The organism is Prevotella sp. Sow4_E9_plate, assembly GCF_052116205.1.
In the GTDB taxonomy this organism is placed as follows: Bacteria; Bacteroidota; Bacteroidia; order Bacteroidales; family Bacteroidaceae; genus Prevotella.
In genome coordinates this window covers 1-606 of sequence record NZ_JBQKLN010000135.1, presented here as the reverse complement: position 1 = coordinate 606, position 606 = coordinate 1, and the positions used below count along the sequence as shown (strand labels likewise).

Below are 606 nucleotides of genomic sequence, written 5' to 3'. Positions count from 1 at the left end.
AATCTAATGAAGGCTATTCCCGAACACATGCGCTTAGTGCTTGTGGGTGATATTGACCAGTTGCCAAGTGTTGGAGCTGGCAATGTTTTGCGTGACATTATTGACTCCGAGAAGATTCCCGTAGTTCGACTAACCCGCATCTTCCGGCAGGCTCAATCCAGTAGAATCGTCATGAGTGCCCATGCCATCAACCAAGGGCATTATCCAGATACGAGCAACGGCAAGCAGACCGACTTCTTCTTCATCAAAAATGAAGACCCGGAACAAGTGGCTGAAGAAATAGTAAAACTTGTGAAGTATCGCTTGCCAAAGGCTTACAATCAGCCTTTAAGCAACATCCAGGTACTTACGCCGATGCAAAGAAGTGTGGTAGGTGCAGCCAACCTGAACATGATGCTACAGCAAGCACTCAATACAACTACATTGGGCATAAGCCGTGGTGGTACAACTTATAAGTTGGGCGACCGTGTGATGCAAATACGTAACAATTACGATAAGAATGTGTACAATGGTGACATCGGAACTGTAGAAAAAGTCAACATAGAAGACCGCACACTCTGTGTCAACTTTGACAACAATCTGGTGGAATATGAAGCAACGGAGCTT

1 protein-coding gene is annotated in these 606 nt (G+C 45.4%); it reads left to right on the top strand.

The window, feature by feature from the left end; genetic code table 11:
* Positions 1-606 (top strand): ATP-dependent DNA helicase (locus ACTQ53_RS17570; protein WP_441934608.1); only part of this gene is annotated, 606 nt, incomplete at both ends.